This window comes from Pedobacter sp. TM02 (assembly GCF_059705275.1).
This window is the reverse complement of record NZ_AP046530.1, coordinates 1,190,444-1,212,089: the sequence shown is the minus strand read 5'-3', so window position 1 is coordinate 1,212,089 and position 21,646 is coordinate 1,190,444. Positions and strand designations below refer to the sequence as shown.

Here is a 21,646-nt window from a genome sequence, read left to right as displayed (position 1 = left end):
GTATTAATTTTGAACTATTTGCGCTTAATAGCTGTTGTTCAGCATCACTGGCATTACCAACATCAGTACGTCTTCGTTCTCATCGTTGGTTTGTGGGATAAGCAAACCTGCACGGTTCGGGGTAGAAAGTTCTAAAGTTACTTCCTCGCCGCTTAAATTGCTCAACATCTCGATCAGGAAACGGGCATTGAAACCGATTTCCAAATCTTCGCCTTCATATTGACAGCTTAAACGCTCGTGTGCTTCATTGGCAAAATCCAAATCCTCAGAAGAGATATTCAATTCGCTGCCACTGATCTTTAAACGAACCTGATGGGTGGTTTTATTGGCAAAAATAACTACCCTGCGCAAAGTGTTCAGGAACAATGCCCTGTCAATAACCAGTTTGTTCGGGTTGTTTGCCGGAATTACCGCTTCGTAATCTGGATAGCGCTCGTCGATTAAGCGACAAACCAAATTGATGTTTTCGAACTTGAAGAAAGCACTGGTGGCATTGTAATCAACCGATACATTAACATCGGTGCTTGGCAAGGCGGCCTTGAGCAGGGTTAATGCTTTTTTAGGCAGGATAAATGACGAAGCTTTATCAGCTTTGCTATCCATGCGGCGGTAACGTACTAATTTATGGGCATCGGTAGCTACAAAGGTAATGTGCTGAGGCGAAAGCTGGCAGTATACGCCAGTCATTGCCGGACGAAGCTCATCGTTGCTTACCGCGAAAATGGTTTTGGTAATGGCTTCGGTTAAAACCGATGCCGGCAGGTTTACCGAAGAGGCATTCTCTACGACCGGGATTTTCGGAAAATCGTCGCCGTTTTCGCCACTCAGTTTATATTTTCCATCTCCTGCACTGATCTCAATCGCAAACGAATTATCGTCGATGTTGAAAGAGATGGGCTGATCTGGCAAAGTCTTTAAAGTATCTAATAAAATTCTCGACGGAACGGCTACTTTACCTTCTTCTTTTGATTCGACAGCCAAAGAGGTCGTCATGCTGGTTTGCAGGTCGGTAGCCGAAATAGTGAGGCTGCCATCCTTGATCTCGAACAAGAAGTTTTCTAATATAGGCAAAACAGTACTGCTGCTTGAGGCACCATTAACTGTTTGTAAATGTTTTAATAACGTAGAAGTGGATACTATAAATCTCATAGTTTATTTTGTCTATTCTCAAAAATATAAAAATTACTTCGCATACTTATGTTTACGGTAATAATGTTGAAAAATTGCAAAACATATCAACAATAAAATCGGGGCAACCGCATTGATCAGCTGCCATTTTGTTTTTTCGGTGCGCAGCCTGGCTTTATCCAGCAACCTTACCTTGATTTCCTTGTTGCGCAGGGCGATAAGGTTATCGTCATCGGTAAAATAATCGGCTATATTGAGCAGCAAGGCCTTGTTGCCATAGTTCTGTTGCGTATAGCGATCAAATCCCAACGGAAAGGGCGAACCATCGTTGCGGCTTACCTGGTTCTCGAATACGTCGCCGTCGCCAATGACCATCATTTTAGTAGGCACACTTTGGGCAGGTACGTTGTAGTTTTCGGTAATGCCTGCAGGTATAGGCCTGTTTAAAAACACCGATTTGAATTGACCTTCCAGCAATACGCCTACCGCTTTGGGCGAACTGGTGTACTCTTCCTGTTTAGGCTGTTCGTTAAGCATTTGCAAAGAAAGCATCCTTGGCGTTTCGAATACCTTATTGTAAGGCGAAGTGTACAAAACCACTCTTTTGTTTACGTTGGGCACGCCAATGGTATCAACAGTACTGGCAAACTGGCCGCGTATACCGTCAATGTTTTTAGTCAGGCTACTCGAGGTATCGGGCAGCAGCACCGGATAAAATACCCAAGGTGCCAAATCTATCTGCGCCTGTTGGCCAGGGGCGCCTGTGGCAATAGGAATAGAAGCGCAATTGACATCGGCAATCAGGTTGTAATTGATCCTCGCGCCGTATTCGAACAGCATATCGTCTATGTTCAATTGCCTGTTAAAGGTCATTTCCTGTCCACGGTGCTGCAAACTGTCGAGCTCTGCCCCAACCTGGTCAATAGCCCATACCAAACGGCCGCCCTTCATTACAAAATAGTTGATTTTGTACTTTTCCATTTCGCTCAATGGGGTTTGCGGTTTGGCTATAATCAGCACCTTCAAGCTATCCAATCCTTCTTTGGTAATAAGCTTAAGATCTACCCGGCCTACATAATGCTGCTGCGAAAGCGAAGTAATGGCATCGTAAAGGTAAAGATTGGAAGGCTCGCCATGGCCTTCGGTAAAACCGATCCTTGGATTGGAACCGCTCCTTAAACGCTTAATGGCCGAAGTAAACTGATATTCGAGGTTTTGTATAGAACTGGTGATGTTTTCTTCATAGTCGCTGGCTGCACCGCCCGTTTTCTGCAAGAGATTGATGGGGGTTTGCTTGCCGTTGTATTCTACCAATGCCATCGGAAAGATGATTTTTTGGGTCAATCCGGCATCGTTTTTAATATTTACCGCCATCGGCTTAATGCCAATACGCGCTAAGCTATTGATCACGGTATCTTGTTCATTGGCAGGCAGCCCTTTAAGCGGGTCTTCGAACACGATCTTGATATTGGCTTTCGAATAGGCCTTGTAATCGTTCAGCAAATCTTTGGTCGCATTGCGCAGCCTTTTAAAAGCAGCCGGAATTTCGCCATCCAAAAAAACGGTAATGACGATATCGTGATCGGTTTTGGCCAGGTTGTCCTTGGTTTTTTGGGTCAGGGTATAACGCTTTTCCTTGGTAAAATCGAAACGTGTATAAAACCGCTGGGCCAGCACATTGAGCAGCGTCAATGCGAGCACAAAAACAATTATGCCAACATATTTATTGTTCTTTTTTACCATTTTCGGCCTCCTATCGCCAATTTGCTCAGACCCAAAAACAAGGTCACAAAGCTGATGAAATAAACGAGGTCGCGCGTGTCGAGTACTCCCCTGCTGATGGATTGATAGTGTTCGTTGATGCCCAGATTAACCAGCAAGCCTTCCAAAAACTGAAATTCGAACAATTTGCTGGCCGAATCGAAGCCACTAAAGCTAAAAAAGCAAAGGAATACAGCCACCGCAAAAGCAATAACCTGATTTTTGGTGATGGAAGAAGCAAAAATCCCGATGGCCGTAAAGGCACTGCCCAGTAAAAACAGCCCCAAATAAGAGCCGATAACTGCACCGCTATCGATATTGCCTTTGGGGAGTCCCAATTGATAAATACTGTAATAATAAACCGATGTTGGAATTAAGGCGAAGAGCAACAATACCACACAAGCCAGGTATTTGGCGGCAATGAGCTGCAAATCGGTTAGCGGGCTAGTAGCCAAAAGCACGTAAGTGCCTTCCTTGCGTTCTTCGGCAAACGAACGCATGGTGATGGCCGGCACCAGAAACATGAATAAGAAGGGCACTAAGCCAAAAAAGCTGCCCAGTTCGGCATAGCCGTAATCCAGAATGGAGGTATCCGGAAAAAACCAGAGGAGCAGCGCACAGGCCAACAAAAAAACACCAATGGTAATATAGGCCATTAGCGAATTTAAAAAACTGAAGAGTTCTCGTTTAAAAACTGCGTACATGCATCGGAATTAATACGGCCGAAGTTAGAGAATATTCGGCAATTTTCATGCATGGGTTAATTGGTTCATTGGCTGATTAGTGAGGTGGATTGCTGCATCCTCAGGTGGTGATGTGCCCTGCTTTGAGCCTTGGCCTTTTTGCTTGATGGCTACCTTTTATAGGATTGGTGCTTTGTTCAAGCTGCGAACTGAAAACTGCCTGATTGTAAATCTCATTCCAGCCAATGCAATACATCTTCCAGTGCCAACCATTGCGCCCGCCAACAAAAAAAACTCCCCTGCGGGAGGAGAGTTTTTCATTATCGCTTTGGTTTCAGCTTAGAAAGTAAAGCCTGCGCCAATCGTAAAAACCCTGTTCTTGAATTTTACGATATCTGATGCATCGCTGCCCAAAATATTGCTCAAGCCCAAGCCATAGCCGGCATGAAAGTTAAGCCCATTTTTAAGTTCGAATCCAGCCATAAAGTTAAGGCCGAAATCGCCACGCTTGAAATCTGTTCCCAGTTCAATGTCTTCTTTTGCACCACCAGCCTTGGCGTTGGCATCAACGGCGATGGCGTAATATGGACCAAAACCCAAAAATACCTTGCCTGCATTGCCGGCGTTGAATCTCACTACGGCATTAACCGGAATTTCGATATAGGTAAAGTTCAGGGTTCCAGTAACCATTTCGTTGCCGTCTTCAATATCGATAGCGCCGGTTACCTTGGTTCCCTTGTTACTCAAGGTTAATCCAGGTTGTACCGAGAACATGGGCGAAACCGGAATATCAACGGTACCACCTACATAATAAGAGGTTTTAGAGTCGAGGCTAACCGAAGCACCCATGGCCGAAACCACCATATTAGGGAAAGCCACGCCGGCCTTGATGCCAAATTTAACCGGAGCGTTTTGGGCAGATGCCGTAAAGGCTAACGTTGCTGCCATCGTCAACAAAAGAAATGTTTTCTTCATCTGTTTGTTTTGTTTATGGTTTTATCTGATTTTCAGCAAAGTTATAATAACTAGTCAATTAGTTCAATTTTTAGCCAAAATTTAACGCATCAAAAAGGCTTTCCAAATGAAAAGCCTTTTATTTAGCCTCTGCAGGCTCTTGACCAAGAAACGGCTTTGTTTCTAAAGTCCAAAATTATAGCCTATACGCAAGCCCAACAAAGACAAGCTTCCGCCATTGGCAGATAGGTTTTCGTAGCGAAGCCCTATGTCTACATTGTTTTTGCTTTTAGAGGCAAGGGACACGCCCAGGCCAGGGGCGAAAGTGAAAGCAGTAACACTACTTCCATCTCCCGAAAGAATAGATGCTCCCAATTCGGTTGCCCCGTAAAAACCCTTGCCAAAATAATACTTGGCACCAGCTTTAAGCGGAATAAGGTTAAGGCTTTCACTTGCTCCCCTTTCTGTGCTAAACAGGTTAACATAACCTGCCGATAGCGTAAAATTTAATGCAGTTGCAATAGGATGCTCATATTTTAGCGAAGCACCTATGCCTAATACGCCCGACGAGCCTTGGCTTACCGGTAATACGACTTCGGCACCTATGCCCAATTTCTGAACCGCACCTTGGGTTTGAGCCTGCGTTGTATAGCCTGCAAGGGCCAATAGCGCCAATAAGAATGTTTTCTTCATCTGTTTGTTTTGTTTATGGGTTAATCTGATTTCTGGCAAAGCTATAATAACTAGACCATTAGTTTACATTTTCGCTCAAATTTAATCTCTAAAAAAAGAGCTTCCTTACGGGAAGCCCTTCATTGCTATAGATTTTGAGAAAGTTATAGTCCGGAATGAACATCCGTTGGACTAACTGCCTGCTAAGTTCTCCTAATTTTTTAATCTTCACCTATCCGTAGCCATTTTTTAACGCTTTTTAACCTGTTTTACGCTTTTTAACAAAAAAGCCTCCCAAATTTGGGAGGCTTTTTCAATATCAGTTGCGTTCAGTTCTTACAAACCGAAAGCATAAGCTAAACGTAGACCAACGAATGATGCAGTACCATTGTTAGACCATCCTTCGTAACGTACACCAAAATCTAAGCTAGATTTATCGGCTACTGAGAAAGATGCACCAAGACCTGGCGAATAAGCAAATGCAGTTGAACCACCAGTTTCAGTACTGAAAGCAGCACCTAGCTCGGCAGCACCGTAGAAGTTGCCACCAAAATAATATTTACCGCCAACTTTAACTGGGATAGTACCTTGGTTTTTAAAGCCTAAATCTTTCCATTCTTTTTTTGGAGACATTGAAATGTAACCTGCAGAACCTGTTAAGTTGAATGATTTAGCTACTGGGTGCTCATATTGCAATGAACCACCATAACCTAAGCTATAACCAGTTGACAAATCGCCCACTGGAAGTGCAAACTCTGCACCTACGCTTAATTTACTTACCGCACCTTCAGTTTGAGCTGATGCTGCAAGGCCTAACCCGGCTACCAATGCTAATGATAATAATAATTTTTTCATGTGTTGTGAAATTAAATTGTTTATTTATTGCCTACTCAGACGCAACAATTCAGCCAATAGTTACAAAACATTCAAAATTATCTGAACAAAAAAGCTAATAAAATGAATTTCAGCTGGTTAATTTTCTAAAAATTTCTTCAAGCGATTCGCCAGCATTCTGGCTCTTTAAGTCGGCCATCGTGGCATTTGCGACAATTTGTCCTTTGCTGATAATGATTACTTCGTCGCAGAGCGCTTCTACCTCCTGCATGATATGCGTAGACAAAATGACAGTCTTATTTTTGCCCAAATCCCTAATCAGTTTCCTAATATCGGCCAATTGGTTAGGATCTAAGCCCGAAGTAGGCTCGTCTAGGATAAGTACCTGCGGATTGTGGATAATAGCCTGGGCCAAACCTACCCTTTGCTTATAGCCTTTGGAGAGCTCGCCTATTTTTTTGTGTTGCTCGGAACCCAGCCCCACCATGGCAATCACTTCGCGAATTCTTTGGTCGAGGTTGTGTACACGGTACAACTGGCCTACAAAGCCCAAGAACTCGCGCACATACATTTCATTGTACAATGGCGTATTTTCGGGCAGGTAGCCAATGAGGCTCTTTACCTGCAAGGGAGCGGTTACCACGTTTTGGCCACAAACTTCGGCTTCGCCGGCACTTGGGCTCAGATACCCGGTCAGCATCTTCATGGTCGTAGATTTACCTGCTCCATTCGGGCCCAAAAAGCCTAATATCTGTCCCGGCTTCGCTTCAAAGCTAATGCCATCAACCGCTTTCTGCTGTCCAAAGTATTTGGTTAAAGCCTTTACGCTGATGCTCAATTTATTTGATGGTTAAGTTTGCAAATTTCAATTTTTTCTCGGCCCTATAATTATCCAATTGCTTTCCTGCCAATGCCAATTCGTCGCTCGACAAAATATCGGCACCGTTAGCAACCAATTTTTCATAAACCTTTTGGTTGGGATTGGCTATGGCGCTCTTGTCTAAGTTGCCCATGGTACCCAAAATACAAGTAATTCCTTTGCTGTGCAAATATTCGTACACCGCCTTATCGGGAGCCGACGTACCAACAAAAGCTACAATCCTATGGTTTGGCACGCCCATCTGGTTTAAACGCTCAATATCAGCAATGCTTCTGGCCGATGCCGAAATCATCAAGTCAGGCGCCAAGCGGTGCACTTCGGCGGCCTGATTGGCATTGTAGGTAATGATAATCGAGTTGCTTTCTGATTTGGTTTTACGTACCGAAGCAATAATCTTGGCATAAGGAACACCTTTTTTCAAATCAATGGTAAACAAAACCTTATGCTTGCCCCAGGTTAGTACTTGGTCTAAAGTGGGGATCTTAAAGCTGGTTTCTTTGCCGTTATCGTCTTTGAGCCTAAATTTTTGCAATTCGGCATAGGTATAGTTGCCAATTAGTCCAGTGCCGGTGCTGGTCCTGTCCAATTTATCGTCGTGCATGATAACCAATGCCGAATCTTTGCTCAGGGCTACGTCAAACTCGATAATTACAGGCTGATAAGTTGTGGCATTTTCAAAAGTTTCGATGGCATTTTCGGGAAATCCGTCCATTGGCCCGCCACGGTGCGCGCTGATTAAGGGATAGCCGTCTGTTTTGCGGTTCAGGAAGTTCCTCAATTCATCCGCATTGCGAAACGAAAGGTAAAAATGTTTGGCAGGCGCTACAAACGACAAGCAAATCACGAACACTGCCCCTAGAGCTAGGTATATTTTTTTCATCTTGATATTTTTATTGCTGAAACAACCGTGATTTCGTGTTTAAAAGCCGCGCCTATTCCATGCCCAAAAGTAAACGAAATGTTTTAATTGTCTGATGATAGCATATTAAATTGTGATGAATGACTTGTAACATCTGTGCGATTGGTTCATTAATCATTAGTCATTGGTTCATTAGTCATTGGTCATTAGTTCATTGGTTTTAAAACTGATGCCGAACCGCAAACTACAAACTGCCAACCGCCAACTGTAAACCGATACTTGATACTTTCCCATAACCGAAAACTGTTTTTTATTATCTTTGTCGCATTATGGCTAAATCAAACGACGAACAATTTAAAAATGTAATCTCCCACGCTAAAGAATACGGTTTTGTATTCCAAAGTAGCGAAATATACGACGGACTAAGTGCTGTTTACGACTACGGCCAATTGGGTGCCGAACTTAAAAACAACATCAAAACCTATTGGTGGAAAGCCATGGTGCAAATGCACGAAAACATTGTAGGCATCGATTCGGCAATTTTCATGCATCCCAAAGTTTGGAAAGCCAGTGGCCACGTTGACGGCTTTAACGACCCGATGATCGACAATAAGGATTCGAAAAAACGCTACCGTGCCGACCAGTTGTTGGAGAACAAAATTGACGAACTGTATTCGGAATTAGCCAATTTCAGCGAAGCCAATCAAGCCCAATTCGAAGGATTTCAGCAAAGCATTCTGGCCATGAGCGATGAAGAACAAGCGGCTTGGATCAACGGCTTCAAAAATGAAACCGAAGCTTTAAACAGTTCACAATATCCCTTTGTTGAAGAACCAAGCTGGAGGTTTGTTAAAAAAGGCCTGGCGCTTGAGGTAGAAATGAACCTGGCCCTGAAGGCCGAAAACCTGTCGCAGCTAAAAGACCTGATTGTTGATTATAAGGTAATCTGCCCTATTTCCAAAACTTCCAACTGGACAGACGTACGTCAGTTTAACCTGATGTTCAGCACCCAATTTGGTGCCATGGCCGATGGCAGCGAAGAAGTTTACCTTCGACCGGAAACCGCACAGGGTATATTCGTCAACTTTCTGAACGTACAAAAAACCGGCAGGATGAAAATTCCTTTTGGCATTGCGCAAATTGGGAAGGCTTTCAGAAACGAGGTTATTGCCCGCCAGTTCATCATGCGCATGCGCGAGTTCGAACAAATGGAAATGCAGTTCTTTGTACGCCCCGGCGAAGACAAAAAATGGTTTGAATATTGGAAAGAGGCCCGCTTGAAATGGCACAAGGCCTTGGGTACCGCTCCAGAAAAATACCGCTACCACGACCATGTTAAATTGGCGCACTATGCCAATGCGGCCACCGATATCGAATTTGAATTCCCATTCGGATTTAAAGAAGTAGAAGGCATCCACAGTCGCACCGATTTCGACTTGTCGCAACACCAGGAATATTCTGGCAAGAAAATGCAGTATTTTGATAGCGACCTCGACGAAAACGGCAAGCCTTATGGCAACTATGTGCCTTATGTGATCGAAACTTCTATTGGCTTAGACCGCATGTTCTTGTTGACTATGATCAATGCACTTGAAGAAGAAGACCTGAGCACTGCCGAAAAGCAAGACAGCCGCACTTTGCTGCGTTTGCACCCTGCCCTCGCCCCTATTAAGGCCGCCATTTTCCCGTTGACCAAAAAAGACGGACTGCCTGAAAAAGCCCGTGAAATTATGGATAGCCTGAAATTGGACTTCAACTGCATCTACGAAGAGAAAGATGCCATTGGCAAGCGTTACCGCAGACAGGATGCCATCGGAACGCCTTTCTGCATCACGGTTGATCACCAAACCCTGGAAGACAATACCGTAACCATCCGCCATCGCGACACGATGGAACAGCAACGCATCGAAATCAAGGATCTTCATTTTACGATAGACAGCAAGGTAAGCTGGAGAACCTTATTAACTTAATTATTTTATTTCAGGTTAACATTGTATATTCATCCAAGAGCTAAATCCTCTTGGATGTTTTATTTCCGACTTATTTGAATGCCGAAAAAAATAGTTCTACTTATTTTACTTGTGGTTTTAATGGGAAGCAAATCCCGTGCAGCAATCTTTACGGTTCTAAATAACAACGATAGCGGACCAAATTCTTTTAGGGAGGCTTTAACAAAGGCAGCGGCCAACGGAAATAGCGAAATCGATTACATCTATTTCAACATTCCTGGCAATACCGTTGCCGAACGTACGATTAAACTTTTAACAGACCTCCCTTCCATTACAACAGACCTTGTTATTGATGGTTCTACGCAACCCGGCATCGATGTTTCTATAAATGGTGCAAAAATTATATTGGATGGGAGCGGTTTCGCCTATCAGTTTTTTAATGACCAGTCGGTTTTAAAGGTTTCACAGGTCAATGTTTTTGAAATGTACGGAATGGTTGTCAAGAACTTCTTCACCACTTTTATAGGTACTGTAACCGGCCCAAGAGGCCTATATTTTACTAAAAACACAAAAAAAGCAATCATCGGCGCCGTTGGCAAGGGAAATGTATTTTACAATGCCGCAGGCATAACCACCAATTTTGATCACCCAACCGATAAAGGTTCCATACAGAGTTTAACCCTAACCAACAATTTTTATGGCATACAGGAAGATGGAGTGGGCATAGCCACTGTTTTTGGTACTTCAAGCCACATATACCGAGGTATAGAAGTAAACGTTGGAGGGGAAACTCCTAGGGAAGGAAACCTGATCTATGGAATATTCGAACTCTTTCCGGCCGCCTACTCGGAAGCCTTAGCACAAAACATCAATATTACAGTAAAGAACAATATTTTTACAGCCAACAAAAACGAAGAGCGTCCGAATGTTACCGTGGCAAAAAACAGCATTTATACCACATTTGGTCTTCCACAAAATATAAACCATCCGGCAAGCAGCAAGTTATCAATCACGGATAATGTTTTCGGCTCTGCACTAACGCTGGCAGGATTTGATAATGCCGACATCCTAATTTCAAGGAATTTCTTTGGCACATCTAGAGATCTTACCAAAAAGCTACCGGTCCAAGCACAGTTGCTAAGCCTAAACGCCATCAATGGACGTGTAATGGTTGGAGGAACAACGACCCAAGAAGGCAATGTTTTTACTAATGCAAATGACGATCTTCCTTTTCTAAAACTATATCCAGGCGCAGTATGGTCACAAAATTCAAATACCATAGAACTTTCCCACAATTCGTTTCTGTGCAACCCAAGTATTCCTTTTCTTTATGCCAATACAGGTCCATTTGATAAGGCTTTAGAGGTCTTTTTAGACGATGTAACCCCCAATACCGTTAGTGGCCGATCAAAACCTGGAGCTAGAATTGAATTGTTTTATTCAGACCCGGAGTGCACAAACTGTCAGCCTAAAAGATATTTTGCCACTGTTATCACAGACCCTTCAGGAAATTGGAAGTACACAGGCGCTGTAGAAACTGGCTATTCCATACTTGCCTCTGCAACCATCAACCAGATGACATCGGAGTTTTCAGACCCGCGAATTTACATGCTCAATGCTTTTGGCAAAACATTTAAAATAACACATCAGACCTGCGACTATCCGAATGGAAAGGTAGAAGGCGCATTTACCGTAAATGCAAAAAGCATAGAATGGGTAAACGAAGCTGGCCAAGTAGTAGGCACCTCTCTCGACCTGGTCAACATCCCTGCAGGAAAATACAGGATTAAAGCCCATCAGTTTGGGTGTGTTGTTTATTCTGAATGGGTTATCGTTGAAGACCAAAGACCTGCTTTGGCTTTTACTGCCACTCCAAATATTATACACCCCTCTTGTGGCAATTTAGGGTCTATTTTGAACCTTTTCCCTAATTACTATAAAGATTTTAGCTGGCTAGATGCCAATGGCAAGATAGTAGGCAAAGATAGAGAATTGAAAAATGTACCGGCGGGAAGCTATACCCTACATCTTGTTGGCCTTACTGATTGCGAGAAAGACTTTGGTCCTTATGTTATCAACAATGTTTCTGGCCCTAACGCCGATCTGAGCAACATGACCCGCTCCAATACTACCTGTATCGCAAATACTGGAAGCATTAAAGGAATTTTGGCCACTGGCACAGGCAATTTAACTTATCAATGGACAGATCGTACAAACGCCGTTGTGGCAACAAGCTTAGCTTTGGAAAACATCGGAGCAGGTTCTTATCGGCTCGCAATAAAGGATGAAAGCGCATGCCCTCCATTAATACTAGGTCCTTATGATATTGCTGAAGATGGAGCCATTGTTTTGGATGAATCGCAAGCGGTTTTTAAAGCTTCCGCTTGCAGCTTGGCTACAGGCTATGTAAAGGGCATTCTGGTTTCGGGAGCAACAAGCTATACATGGTTCGACAAAGCAGGCAATCAAGTTTCGTCTAGCAGGGAATTGGAAAACATCAAGCCTGGCGAATACAAGCTAGTGGCTTCAAACGAATTAGGCTGTTCTAAAGAAAGTAAATATTATACAATTTCCGAATCGCAACCCCGGGTATTCCCCGATTACAACATTACTGTAGTTAATGCCAGTTGCAATCTAAACAACGGCTCATTAGCAATAAACTTAGGTTCAGGAATAGTGCCTGCTTCAATGAAATGGGTAAACGAAACCAATCAAACGGTTGGAACAACTACTACCATAAACAATTTGGCTGCAGGCCTATATAAACTCTATTTAAAAGACGAAAATGGTTGCGAAGCGCTGTACAAATCGATTACGATCAACAGAATAGCACCACTAACCATTAATGAGGGCGCCATCAATATCAGTTCAGATCTTTGTGGACAAGGCGTAGGCGCTATCGACAATGTTATAGTTACAGGGGGACAAGTCCCTTATCGGTACAATTGGAAAAATCAGGATCAGCAACAAATCGGGACCATGCCAAACCTCTCCCATTTGCCGGCTGGCATCTACACGCTTTCGGTAACCGATGCCTTGAACTGCGAAGTAAAAACATGGCAAGTTGTTATCCAAAACCAATCGTCGTCTTTAGAAACACCCCTTGTAGATCCTATCAGCATTTGTGCGCCCACTAAAGTCAATATAGCCGTAAAAAATGCAGTAAACGGTGGAACTTACAGGCTGTATGCTTCCTTACAATCTACACAGCCGATCGCAGAACAAAAAAACGGCATATTTCAAATCGACGTAGCTACCAATTCATCATTCTATGTTACGCAATTTTTAGGGGATTGCGAAAGCGCAAAAGGTGTAATCAATATAGAATTAAATGGTGCAGAACTTAAAATCCCCAGTTCTTTCTCGCCAAATGGCGATGGTGTAAATGATTTGTGGTCAATTACAGGGCTCGATAAATACCCCCGTGCCCAAGTAAAAATATTCAACCGACTAGGCACCAAGGTCTTTGAATACACCGGATCGGCGCTAAAGTTCGATGGAAAATATAGGGGAAGTAAATTGCCACCTGGTGTTTACTATTACATGATTTCGTTGTCAGAGAACTGTCGACAGCTTTCAGGAAGCCTGCTCGTTTTATAATTTTAGCTAAGTGTTCAGACGAAAGATTTTTATTGCTAATATGCCTTTCCGCTCAAAAAAGAAGAAAAGATAACAAATTGGCTTTTTTGTTTATTTTCGCAACGTACATTTAAAACTACATGAAAAATTTTCGCTCTATCATCTTACTCTTAAGCTTATTAACCCTTGGATTAAGCGCCTGCCAAAAACCTATCGATTTTCCGGAAGGTTCGGGGCCTGGTGGCACAAAGAAAACAATTTCAGCCTTCTTTAAGGCCAAAGTAAACGGAGTTTGGGTAGAATGCAACATAACTACCGTGCAACTTTACAATACTCCTAACCCCACTATCCAGATTTCGGCTTTCAAAGGTGCTACAGATGGTTTTACCATCGCCCTGCAAGACTATACCGGCGTTGGTGATTATAGTTTGGGTTCGCTAAACACGGCATCTTATGTCAATGATTTCAAAAACCCTTTTTCGAACAACTTTATAGCCGAGAAAGGCAATGTTAAGATTACCAGTGCTAATGCCAAAACGATTAAAGGTACTTTTGAATTTAGCGGCTTCAACATCGATGGAAATGCCACCAAAGAGATAACCGAAGGCTCGTTTGAGCTATCGCTAGAAACACCAATCGCTCCGACACCTGGCGATAACGACAAAAACCTAAGCACCAAAGTTGATGGCACTCCAGTATCATTTATTGTAGCGGCCGCGGGTATGGTACAAACACCATTGGGCAAAACCATCAGTATTGCTGGCGTCAATGGCACAAAAGCCATCTCTATAGCCATTTTTGATTATACCGGACCTGGTACCTACACCCTAAATGACTTGGCTCAGGTGGGCTACAACCAAGATCAAAGTCAAACAGGCTCTTTCCTATCTGCAACCGGAAAAGTGGTGGTCAACAGCTACATTAATGGTGTAATCAAAGGGACTTTCGAATGTGTGGCGCCAAATGAGGATAGCAGCCTTAATACCAAAGTAACGCTTACCGAAGGGAAATTCGAGGTGAAATTGCAGTAGCTTGGAGATAAAAGCGCAACGCATTATGGAAGCCAAATAATTTTAGAGCGCGGCTTTGATCGAATCTTCGGAGCGGGCAACCACGGCTTTGTCTTGATTAACTATAATTGGCCTTTGGATCAATATCGGGTTATCGTGCATCGCTTGCAGCCACTCTTCGTCGCTGAGGTTGAGGCCCTTATACTTTTCCAGGTAAACAGCTTCGTTGGTGCGGATCAGATCGTGTGGCTTGCACCCAAGCTTTTCTATAACCTCCTGTAGTGTGGCTAAACTCGGCGTATCTTTCAAATATTCGATGATTTCGAAAGGCTCTCCACATTCGGCCAAGGCTTTTAAAGCGGCGTTGCTCTTGCTGCAACTGCTGTTATGGTAAATGGTAATCATCTTTAGTTTTTGCCGTACCAATCGTGTTGGTCTATTCTGGTAATTTCGGGCTTCCCGATTTCGTTAAGCAAGCGGCGTGCGCCCACCAAAGTACTGCTCTGTGCATCGTAGTTGGCCGCGGTGGGCACCAAGCTATTGATTTTAACCATGCCTGCCGACTGGATAAACTGACCATTGCCCATGTAAATAGCCGTATGGGTAACCCTGCCACCGTTAACGCCCCTGCGCTTGGCCGCCGAGAAAAACAGCAGATCGCCGGGCTGTAGGTTATTGAGGCATTTGGTGAGGCTGATGTTATCGTTTTCGAGCACATCAACCGGATTACCAACCAGCGCCTGTTGTGAAGCATCTCTCGGAATCACGATCCCATTAAGAAAATAAGCCGTTTTGGTAAAGCCGCTACAGTCTACTCCTTTGATAGAGGTACCGCCCCATAAGTAAGGCACGCCCAACAAAGTTTGTGCGGTTGCCAAAATGGCATCGGCATTTGGATTGGGCCGTTTGATCCATTGATTGTATAATTTGGCCTGAACCTGTGGCAGGTAAGCTATCCGGCCATCGGGATAGCTTACCTTGTAAAAATCCTTCTCCTGCCCTAACAATTGCAGGATATTACCACTTACCAAATCAGACACTCTTTTCGAGCTCACATCGGCTTGGCTATAGCTATGGCCATAATCGGCCACAAAAACAATTTTGCTTGTCTTTTGCCAAGCTTCAAACTGCGCTTTGTCCATCAGGCCTAGGGCACTGCCGTCAACCCACGACAAGTAGCCATCGGGGGTTTGCACCAAATAGAAACCTCCCTGTTTCTTGAATACCTTTACAGGAGTGCCCAAAAGCATTTGGGTTAGGAGCTCTGCCGCATTTTGCGGATGCGCCCTGTTGTTGCAAACCGAAAGGTTGGCCACACCATATTCGAAACCGTTCAGTTCTTTGGCGGGCAAGAGTACCGCACTGAACTTGAGCGATGAAGCCTGTGGCCTTACCCGTTCAAATTCGTCCAATACTTTTTTTGAAGTGCTTTCCAGCTTTGCCGAATCGCCTTTAAGCTGCAGGTTGAAATAGATGGCCCGCTTATCGGGCGCATATTGTTTTTGTATTTCAACGGCTTTGGCTCTGTAGGTGCTGGTATCTGTTTGGGCACTCGCTACAGTCCCATACAGGCATAAAAATAGTACTGTATAAAAGCTTTTCATCTGCTTGTGAATTGAACAACTAAGTTACGTAAACTTGATTCTTTAATCCGAATGATAAGGTAATTTAATATTTACATCTTGCTTTTGGCGCTAATCCCGAAAACAGTTTCTTTAAAAATTATGTTATATTAGTTACTGTACCTTAGCCCTGAAGATCACTCGCATGTTAAAAAAACTACCGCTCCCTTTTTGGACCATCGCCTTGCCCGTGCTGGCTTGGATTGCCTATATCAGCCCGATTAATGGATTGGGCATTTTTGACGTGGTGATTTTAACCGCTTTGCTAATCGGTAGCGTTTTAGCCGCGGTACACCATGCCGAAGTTGTTGCCCACAGGGTTGGCGAACCTTACGGAACGCTATTGCTGGCCTTGGCCATTACCACCATAGAAGTAGCGCTGATTGTTTCGTTGATGCTTACTGGCGGACCCGAAACGACCGCCCTGGCAAGAGACACGGTTTTAGCGGCCACTATGATTATTTTGACCGGCATGATCGGGATTTGTTTATTGGTTGGGGGTGCCAAATACAGGGAACAGGAATTTAGCTTAAGTGGCGTGAGTGTGGCTTTGGTAGCCTTAATTGCCATTACCGTACTGACACTGATCTTGCCTAATTACACCACCAGCACGCCAGGCCCCGTTTATAGCCAGGTGCAGCTGGGCTTTGTGGCCATTATATCTCTTGTTATTTATGGCGCATTTGTATTGACCCAAACAGTTAGGCATCGCGATTTCTTTTTGCCACCAGGAGCAGATGGAAACGAAGATGAGCATGCTGCTCCGCCTACCTCAAAAACGGCATGGCTGAGTGGCTTTTTATTATTGGTTTGTTTGGGGATTGTGGTTTTATTGGCGAAAGCCCTGGCACCCGACATTGAAAAAGCGGTAATCAATGCTGGAGCCCCCAAATCGTTGGTAGGTGTAATTATTGCCGCGGTGGTACTTTTACCCGAAGGCTTGGCAGCCTTTGCGGCCGCCAGGAAAAACAGGTTGCAAACCAGCCTAAACCTGGCCCTGGGCTCGGCCTTGGCCAGTATCGGACTTACCATACCAGCAGTTGCCATGGTAGCCCTATTTACCGGAATGACCATAACCCTGGGTATAGACATGAAAGCAACCGTGCTGTTGCTCTTGTCGTTATTTACCATTATGCTATCGTTGGCTACCGGCAAAACCAATATGCTACAAGGAGTGGTGCTGTTGGTTATTTTTGCCACTTACCTATTTACTACTATTGCACCTTAATTCGATTAGACACTATTTTTTTAAACCATTCTGATTAGCTAAATTGCCGGCTTTTAATTGAATGAGCCGTACAAATATCCGTTCCACTTCCATCTACCTGGCCTTAATTTACCGTTTGCTGTTGTTAATGGTCATGTATTCGCTTTGCCGGCTGGGCTTTTACCTCACCAACCGGTCGTTGTTTAATCATTTAGACTTTGGCGAACTGACTTATGTATTTCTGGGCGGGCTTAAATTCGATATCGCGTCCCTGCTTTATCTCAACTCGCTTTACATCGTACTGCAGGCCATTCCTTTTTCCTTCCGATACCGCAACGGCTACCAGCGTTTTTGCCAATGGCTTTTCGTGGCGAGCAACAGCATCGGCATATTGGCCAATTTTATAGATTTTGCTTATTACAAATATACCCTCAAAAGAACAACTACGAGTGTATTTTCGCAGTTTAGCAACGAACAGAACAAGCTCAAGCTGACCTTTGATTTTTTGATTGACTATTGGTACCTGCTCATCTTTTTTATCCTTTTTATTTACGGTTTTATCAAACTTTACCAATGGATCAAGGTACAGGCAACTCCAAAATTCACCTGGCAGGTTTACCTTGCTCAAACCCTGGCCTTTATCCTGATTTTGGGATTTTGCGTAATTGGCATGCGGGGCGGCTGGCGCCATAGCACGCGCCCCATTACCTTGAGCAATGCCGGCGATTTTGTGAAATCGCCAAACGATATGAGTTTGGTGCTCAACACGCCGTTTACCATCATGAAAACCATTCAATCGGCTAATTTGAAACCGGTTTACTATTACAGCGAGCAAACTCTTGACAGCCTTTACTATCCAATCCACAAACCCGAACACAAAGCGCCGTTCAACAAGCTGAATGTGGTTTTTCTCATCATCGAAAGCTTGGGCAAAGAACATGTCGGCGCCCTGAACAAAGACCTGCTCAACGGCCAATACAAAGGCTATACGCCATTTATCGACAGCTTGGCCGCGCAGAGCTTTACTTCTACCCGAACCTACGCCAATGGCCGCAAGTCTATCGACGCCCTGCCATCCATCATTTCGGGAATCCCGTCCATACGCGAGCCTTTTGTGCTTTCTACCTACTCGAGCAACAAAACAACCAGCATAGCCAAGCTGCTGGGCGATGAAGGCTACGAAACAGCTTTTTTCCATGGCGCACCCAACGGCTCGATGGGCTTTTCGGCCTATACCAACCTAGCGGGCATCAAAAAATATTTTGGCAAGAACGAATACAACAACGACGCCGATTTTGATGGCATTTGGGGCATATGGGATGAACCTTTTATGCAGTACATGGCCAAAACCATCAATACCTTTAAGCAACCTTTCTTTACGGCTTTTTTCTCTGTTTCTTCGCACCACCCATTTAAAGTGCCTGAAAAATACGCAGGAAAATTTCCGAAAGGCCCTTTGCCAGTGCAAGAACCGATGGGCTATACCGATATGGCTATCGGCAAGTTCTTCTCCACCGCATCAAAAATGCCTTGGTTCAAAAATACGCTGTTTGTGCTTTGCGCCGACCATGCCACGGTTTCATACCTGCCCGAATACAAAACTGTTGCCGGCGATTTCTCCATCCCGATTTTATTCTATTACCCGGGTGGCGACTTGAAGGGCCGGACCGACAAAATGATCCAGCAGATAGACATTATGCCTACCGTACTCAACTACCTGAACTACGACAAACCGTATTTCGCCTTCGGATTTGATGCCTTTAGTCCGCAAAAAAACAATTTTGTAGTGAACAACAACGATGGCACGTTTAGCTTTTACCTGGGCGACTACCTGATGATGCACAACGGCAAAAAGGCACTGGCGCTGTACGATTTAAAAAACGACCGCCTCAACAAAACCAATTTGGTTGACCAACGCCCCGAGATACAGCAAAACATGGAAAAATACCTGAAAGCTTTTATCCAGCAATACGACAACAGGATGATCAAAGACCAATTAACCGCCAAATAAGATGAGAAAAAGAGCCTTGATGATCATCGATTTCTTTTACCCCCCATTTAAAAAATGGTTCAGCTTGCACACGTTCAGGTACATGGCCTCGGGTGGCATTACAGCAGCTACGGGTATCGTAGGCTATTTTGTGATTTATAATTACATTTTGCATCAGCAAGATGTACAAGTGGGCGGTTACCTCATTACCGCACACATTGCGGCGCTGGCCATCGAATCGGTATGTACTTTTATTGTGGGCTTCGTACTTAACAAGTATCTTGTTTTTACCCAATCGACCCTGAAGGGCCGTATTCAGCTTTTTAGGTATGCTACGGTGGTGAGCACCAATATTCTGCTCAATTATGCCCTGATGAAGATTTTGGTAGATGGCTTTCAATTTTATCCAACCATTGCCAAAGCTCTTATTACCATTGTGCTTGCCGTATTCAGCTATTTCTTGCAAAAACATTTCTCATTCCGGGTTAAAAAACAATAATGAAGGAATGATTGAATAATTGAATGAGGGAATGATTGGATGAGTGAATGAGAGATAAAGTTTTAGGCTTTCCTTCCTTCCTTCCTTCCTTCCTTCCGCCATCCAGCTCCCAACGCAATACGCTATACCCATCATCTTACCGTAAAAGCGCATTCTTTTTTTGGATTACTAGCCCGAACCCGCTATTTTAGCCTAATTCCCACAATCCACATGAAAAATGAGCGATTTTAATGATTTTAACAATCCGCAAGTAGCTAAACTGCCGAAGCACCTCCGACAATTTATTGTTGAGCAACATTACGAAAAATACACGCCGATAGACCAAGCGGTTTGGCGTTATGTAATGCGCCAGAACTATAGCTATCTCAAACATGTGGCTTATTATCCTTACATCAAAGGCCTGCAGCGCGCCGGATTGAGCATCGAATATATCCCGAACCTGCAAACCATGAACGACAACCTGGGCAAAATTGGCTGGGGCGCAGTAACCGTAGATGGTTTTATTCCGCCTGCCGCCTTTATGGAGTACCAGGCTTACCGCGTATTGGTGATCGCCGCCGATATCCGCCAGATCAACCATATCGAATATACGCCAGCACCAGACATTATCCACGAAAGTGCCGGTCACGCCCCCATTATAGCCGATACCGATTACAACAACTACCTCAGCTATTTTGGTTCGATTGGAGCCAAAGCCATGTTTTCGAGCAAGGATTTTGAACTTTACGAAGCCATACGCAAGCTTTCTATTTTGAAGGAAGCCGTAGATGCCAACGAAGAAGAAATTGCCCTCGCCGAAAAAAACCTGAGACATATTGCCGATAACATGGGCGAACCCTCAGAAATGGCTTTATTGGGCCGTTTACACTGGTGGACGGTAGAATATGGATTGATTGGCACTTTAGAAGAACCTAAAATTTATGGCGCAGGTCTGCTCTCGTCTATCGGCGAAAGTGCTTCGTGCATGAAACCCGATGTAGCCAAACTCTGGTACAACCTAGACACCGTAAATTACCAGTACGACATTACCAAACCGCAGCCACAACTGTTCGTCACGCCTACTTTCCAAAACCTGATCGATGTTTTGGAGGCTTTTGCCGATACCATGGCCTTTAGGCGAGGCGGTTCGGAAAGCATCCTGAAAGCCATCGAGTGCAAAAACCCGAGTACTGCGGTTTACAGCTCTGGACTACAGGTGACAGGCATTTTTACAGATTTGGGCCTCGACCAAGCCGATGAGCTGACCTTTGTTAAAACCACCGGTCCTTCGGCACTCGCCTTTAACGGCAAGCAGTTGGATGGGCATGGCAAAGATTACCATAAAGACGGATTTTCTTCGCCCGTTGGCCGCTTAAAAGGAAGCAGCAAAGCTTTGGAAGACCATAGCCTTGAAGCATTGGCAAATTTGGGCATTGCCGAAGACCAAAGAGCCGAACTGACTTTCGAAAGTGGCATTACGGTAAACGGTCTCGTTAAAAACATCATCCGTAAGGGCGATAAAACCATATTGATTGCCTTTGAAGACTGCACGGTAAAAGAAAGCAATGGCAATGTGCTGTTTAGCCCAACATGGGGTACCTACGACATGGCCGTTGGCGAAAAAGTAGTTTCTGTGTTTAATGGTGCGGCCGATAAGGATGCCTACGAAGAAATTACTTTCGTAAGCAAGGAACAAACGCACAAAACCCAATACGACGACGCAACCCAGCAACTGCACAATTTATACCAAAAAGTGCGCGAGGTGAGGGAAAAACAAAGCGGTTATGCCCAATTGCCTGAAATTTTCGAGGAACTGAAAACCAAGCACAGAAGCGATTGGCTTTGCGCGTTGGAGATTTTGGAGATCGTTTACCATAAGCAACTGGATGCCCAACTGGAAAAAGAACTGCGGGTTTACCTCGAAATGAAAGCCGCTACCGAAACCGAGCTCAGCAAGCTGATTAACGATGGTATGCACGTCATTGCCAATCCGGTTACCCAATTAATTACAGAAGAATAACTCCCGCAAATCCATTCGAA

At 44.2% G+C, this 21,646-nt stretch carries 17 protein-coding genes; 7 read left to right on the top strand and 10 right to left on the bottom strand.

Going from position 1 to position 21,646, the window contains the following annotated elements; genetic code table 11:
• Window positions 1-24: 24 nt before the first annotated feature.
• The 8 genes from dnaN to AC6H1S_RS05130 form a co-directional block, all read right to left on the bottom strand.
• A complete protein-coding gene (dnaN, locus tag AC6H1S_RS05165; protein WP_199140802.1) occupies window positions 25-1,149 on the bottom strand; it encodes a DNA polymerase III subunit beta in 1,125 nt (374 codons plus the stop codon).
• A 33-nt stretch (window positions 1,150-1,182) separates the two neighbouring features.
• On the bottom strand, window positions 1,183-2,871 hold the full coding sequence (gldG, locus tag AC6H1S_RS05160; protein ID WP_497565397.1) for a gliding motility-associated ABC transporter substrate-binding protein GldG: 1,689 nt from the start codon (window positions 2,869-2,871) through the stop codon (window positions 1,183-1,185).
• Window positions 2,865-3,593: a gliding motility-associated ABC transporter permease subunit GldF gene (gene gldF / locus AC6H1S_RS05155; RefSeq protein WP_497565396.1), complete on the bottom strand. Its 729-nt coding sequence runs from the start codon at window positions 3,591-3,593 to the stop codon at window positions 2,865-2,867. The genes gldG and gldF overlap by 7 nt, the downstream gene beginning before the upstream one ends.
• A 318-nt stretch (window positions 3,594-3,911) precedes the next feature.
• Window positions 3,912-4,547, bottom strand: coding sequence for a porin family protein (locus AC6H1S_RS05150; protein WP_497565395.1), 636 nt, complete (start codon window positions 4,545-4,547; stop codon window positions 3,912-3,914).
• Between the two features lie 162 nt (window positions 4,548-4,709).
• Window positions 4,710-5,219: a hypothetical protein gene (locus AC6H1S_RS05145; protein WP_497565394.1), complete on the bottom strand. Its 510-nt coding sequence runs from the start codon at window positions 5,217-5,219 to the stop codon at window positions 4,710-4,712.
• Between the two features lie 315 nt (window positions 5,220-5,534).
• Window positions 5,535-6,053, bottom strand: a complete 519-nt coding sequence (locus AC6H1S_RS05140; protein ID WP_497565393.1) for a hypothetical protein — start codon at window positions 6,051-6,053, stop codon at window positions 5,535-5,537.
• Between the two features lie 109 nt (window positions 6,054-6,162).
• The gene (locus tag AC6H1S_RS05135) at window positions 6,163-6,870 is read right to left on the bottom strand and encodes an ATP-binding cassette domain-containing protein (protein ID WP_199140808.1); all 708 of its coding nucleotides are present in this window, start codon (window positions 6,868-6,870) and stop codon (window positions 6,163-6,165) included.
• A 1-nt stretch (window position 6,871) separates the two neighbouring features.
• Window positions 6,872-7,792: a glycerophosphodiester phosphodiesterase family protein gene (locus AC6H1S_RS05130; protein WP_497565392.1), complete on the bottom strand. Its 921-nt coding sequence runs from the start codon at window positions 7,790-7,792 to the stop codon at window positions 6,872-6,874.
• A 308-nt stretch (window positions 7,793-8,100) separates the two neighbouring features.
• Between AC6H1S_RS05130 and AC6H1S_RS05125 the strand changes: the two genes are divergently transcribed.
• The 3 genes from AC6H1S_RS05125 (at window position 8,101) to AC6H1S_RS05115 (ending at window position 14,330) form a co-directional block, all read left to right on the top strand.
• A complete protein-coding gene (locus tag AC6H1S_RS05125) occupies window positions 8,101-9,741 on the top strand; it encodes a glycine--tRNA ligase (RefSeq protein ID WP_199140810.1) in 1,641 nt (546 codons plus the stop codon).
• A gap of 120 nt (window positions 9,742-9,861) precedes the next feature.
• Window positions 9,862-13,320 (top strand): T9SS type B sorting domain-containing protein, encoded by a 3,459-nt coding sequence (locus AC6H1S_RS05120; RefSeq protein WP_497565391.1) that lies wholly within the window; start codon window positions 9,862-9,864, stop codon window positions 13,318-13,320.
• 119 nt (window positions 13,321-13,439) lie between these two features.
• Complete coding sequence (locus AC6H1S_RS05115) at window positions 13,440-14,330, top strand: DUF6252 domain-containing protein (RefSeq protein WP_497565390.1); 891 nt, start codon at window positions 13,440-13,442, stop codon at window positions 14,328-14,330.
• Window positions 14,331-14,372: 42 nt separating this feature from the next.
• On the opposite strand, the gene arsC is transcribed toward AC6H1S_RS05115, so the two are convergent.
• Together arsC and AC6H1S_RS05105 are read right to left on the bottom strand one after the other, a co-directional pair.
• Window positions 14,373-14,714 (bottom strand): arsenate reductase (glutaredoxin), encoded by a 342-nt coding sequence (gene arsC, locus AC6H1S_RS05110; RefSeq protein WP_497565389.1) that lies wholly within the window; start codon window positions 14,712-14,714, stop codon window positions 14,373-14,375.
• 2 nt (window positions 14,715-14,716) lie between these two features.
• Window positions 14,717-15,913, bottom strand: coding sequence for a C40 family peptidase (locus AC6H1S_RS05105; protein ID WP_497565388.1), 1,197 nt, complete (start codon window positions 15,911-15,913; stop codon window positions 14,717-14,719).
• Between the two features lie 163 nt (window positions 15,914-16,076).
• Here AC6H1S_RS05105 and AC6H1S_RS05100 point away from each other — a divergent pair, with 163 nt between their 5' ends.
• The 4 genes from AC6H1S_RS05100 to AC6H1S_RS05085 all read left to right on the top strand — a co-directional run bounded on the left by AC6H1S_RS05100 (window position 16,077) and on the right by AC6H1S_RS05085 (window position 21,626).
• Entirely contained in the window at window positions 16,077-17,159 is a 1,083-nt protein-coding gene (locus AC6H1S_RS05100; protein ID WP_199140855.1) for a calcium:cation antiporter, read from the top strand.
• 61 nt (window positions 17,160-17,220) lie between these two features.
• The gene (locus tag AC6H1S_RS05095) at window positions 17,221-19,149 is read left to right on the top strand and encodes an LTA synthase family protein (protein ID WP_497565387.1); all 1,929 of its coding nucleotides are present in this window, start codon (window positions 17,221-17,223) and stop codon (window positions 19,147-19,149) included.
• A 1-nt stretch (window position 19,150) separates the two neighbouring features.
• Complete coding sequence (locus AC6H1S_RS05090; RefSeq protein ID WP_497565386.1) at window positions 19,151-19,627, top strand: GtrA family protein; 477 nt, start codon at window positions 19,151-19,153, stop codon at window positions 19,625-19,627.
• Between the two features lie 217 nt (window positions 19,628-19,844).
• On the top strand, window positions 19,845-21,626 hold the full coding sequence (locus AC6H1S_RS05085) for an aromatic amino acid hydroxylase (protein ID WP_497565385.1): 1,782 nt from the start codon (window positions 19,845-19,847) through the stop codon (window positions 21,624-21,626).
• Window positions 21,627-21,646: the final 20 nt, after the last annotated feature.